The organism is Shewanella sp. 11B5, assembly GCF_002836795.1.
GTDB classification, from domain to species: Bacteria; Pseudomonadota; Gammaproteobacteria; order Enterobacterales; family Shewanellaceae; genus Shewanella; species Shewanella frigidimarina.
Genome location: NZ_PJAP01001061.1, coordinates 1 through 2,453, shown reverse-complemented (window position 1 = coordinate 2,453; position 2,453 = coordinate 1). Strand labels below are relative to the sequence as shown.

Here is a 2,453-nt window from a genome sequence, read left to right as displayed (position 1 = left end):
CGCCATATTACCCATACGTGTCATGGGTAATTCGTTACGGCTACCATATAAAGATTTAGGGTTTTCACCACAGGCCATTTTTAATCCATAAGGCGCGGCAGGAAATTTCATCGCTTGCATGGTTGTCGCGGGGACATTTTTGAGCGTGACTCCACGGCCACCAATAAGGTTAGCTGAGCCAGGTAAAATCTGTAGCGTGGTGATACCACCTTCTCGGGCACGATTAAATCCAGGATCTTGCGGCCATACACTATGCTCAGCCCATACTTCAGCGGTTACCGGATTAGTCATTTCATTGCCGTCATTGTGTGACTCGGCATTTGGGCTTGGATAAACCCCTAAATGTGAATGCACATCAATGATACCAGGGGTAATCCATTTGCCTTTAGCGTCAACAACTACTGCACCTTCAGCGGAAAGCTGTTGACCCACAGCACTAATTTTGCCGTCTTTTATCAATACATCAGCATCATCAATACGTTCACCAGTGCCGGTTAATACAATGGCATTTTTAAGCAGTGTGGTTGAATTAGGCAGTATTTGATAAGTACTTGGATACGGATTGGCATTGATTGTGATTTTTGGGTCTTGTTGTTCTGCTGGGCTACAACCTGCAATTGCAGTTGATAGCGCCACAGCTACCAAAGAAGGCATTAACTTTGCCATTGGGATCTCCTGTCTTATTTTGCGACCAATCTAACCAAGTTAACTGCCGAAATACAGCCTAATCGTTAAATAATTGGTATCAAAACGTTAACAATAAAATGATCCTGCCATGACATCGATTTCGTTATAATAACGCCGACACTCTTAAACACTGACAATATGAACTGGTTACGTAAATTATTCACTAAGCCGCAAGCTGTTGATGACAGAGACACAGCGCAATCAAATGCCTACGACCTCATTGGTGGCGATAAGGTGATCCGCGCTATTGCCCATGACTTTTATCAACAGATGCAAACGCGCCCCGAAACTCAAACATTATTAGCGATACATCGCTCGCCAATGCAAGAGTCTGAACAAAAACTGTATGAGTACTTAAGTGGCTGGTTAGGCGGACCACTACTGTACCAACAAAAACATGGTCATCCGGCTTTACGCGCCAGGCACATGCCTTTTGCTATTGACGAGTCGATGCGAGATCAATGGTTAATCTGTATGCGTGCAGCCATTCAAAACAACATAAAAAAGCCTGAACATCAACAAGTGATTATTCAGGCTATTTCTACACTAGCTGACAATATGCGTAATTGTTAGACCGCAGCCAACCAATCTTGTGGTTTTAAGTAGATGTCATACAGTTCAGCTTCTGCTGTCCCTTCTTCTGGGGTGAATGCATATTCCCAGCGAACCAATGGTGGCATCGACATTAAAATGGATTCAGTTCGGCCACCTGTTTGCAGGCCAAATAAAGTGCCACGATCATAAACCAAATTAAACTCAACATAGCGACCACGGCGATAAAGTTGGAACTGACGTTCATCATCGCCATATTCTAACTCTTTGTTGCGTTCAACTATCGGCGCATAAGCTTCAATAAAGCCGTTACCTACCGCTTGCATAAACTCAAAGCTTCGCTCAAAGCCAGGCTCGTTAAGATCATCAAAAAACAATCCACCAACACCACGGGTTTCATTGCGGTGCGGTAAGAAGAAGTACTCATCACACCATTTTTTATACTTGGGATAAACGTCTTCACCAAATGGATCGCAAATATCTTTAGCCGTTTGGTGCCAGCTAACGACATCTTCTTTGAAAGGATAATAAGGCGTTAAATCAAATCCACCACCAAACCACCATACCGGATCAGCACCTTCTTTACGGGCAATAAAAAAACGCACGTTAGCATGCGTGGTCGGAATAAACGGATTATTAGGGTGAATAACCAATGACACCCCCATAGCTTCAAAACTACGGCCAGCTAATTCAGGACGATGTGCCGTGGCCGATGCGGGCATAGCAGCGCCCATTACATGTGAGAAGTTAACACCGGCTTGCTCAAACACTTGGCCCTGAGTTAATACTCGACTAGTACCACCGCCACCTTCTTCACGTTCCCACGAATCCGCTTTAAACGTCGCTTTACCGTCGAGCAGCTCTAAACGCTGACAAATATTTTGCTGTAATCCCAACAAAAACGATTTTACTTGTTGTGCGTCTGGCACATGGGAAGAGGTGTTTGACATAGTATTAGCTTCCATTACGAAGAATTTGACCACTGCGAGCATCGATGATGGTTGATGGCTGACGTTGTTCGCCCAGCTTACCTAAAATCAATGCATCAATTTTATCGCTAAAATCAGTGATGATATGTTGTGCATCGACCACCGGTTGCTCACCGGCCAAATTGGCACTTGTCGATACTAGGGGTTTATTGAGGGTGTCGCATAGCTCTCGAACTACTGGATGAGCAGATACCCTTACGGCAATTGAATCAAACTCGCCGCACA

Annotated in this window: 3 protein-coding genes and 1 pseudogene; 1 reads left to right on the top strand and 3 read right to left on the bottom strand. The window is 44.5% G+C overall.

The window, feature by feature from the left end:
- Window positions 1–666 (bottom strand): annotated as a pseudogene (locus CXF78_RS20300) (amidohydrolase); the annotation flags it as partial.
- A 159-nt stretch (window positions 667–825) separates the two neighbouring features.
- Between CXF78_RS20300 and CXF78_RS20295 the strand changes: the two are divergent.
- Complete coding sequence (locus CXF78_RS20295) at window positions 826–1,260, top strand: group II truncated hemoglobin (protein WP_102037767.1); 435 nt, start codon at window positions 826–828, stop codon at window positions 1,258–1,260.
- Here CXF78_RS20295 and hemF read toward each other — a convergent pair.
- A complete protein-coding gene (gene hemF / locus CXF78_RS20290) occupies window positions 1,257–2,189 on the bottom strand; it encodes an oxygen-dependent coproporphyrinogen oxidase (protein WP_011635522.1) in 933 nt (310 codons plus the stop codon). The two genes, CXF78_RS20295 and hemF, sit on opposite strands and share 4 nt — an antisense overlap.
- A 4-nt stretch (window positions 2,190–2,193) precedes the next feature.
- The coding region (locus CXF78_RS20285) for an L-threonylcarbamoyladenylate synthase (protein ID WP_180957233.1) at window positions 2,194–2,453 on the bottom strand (260 nt) is incomplete at its 5' end.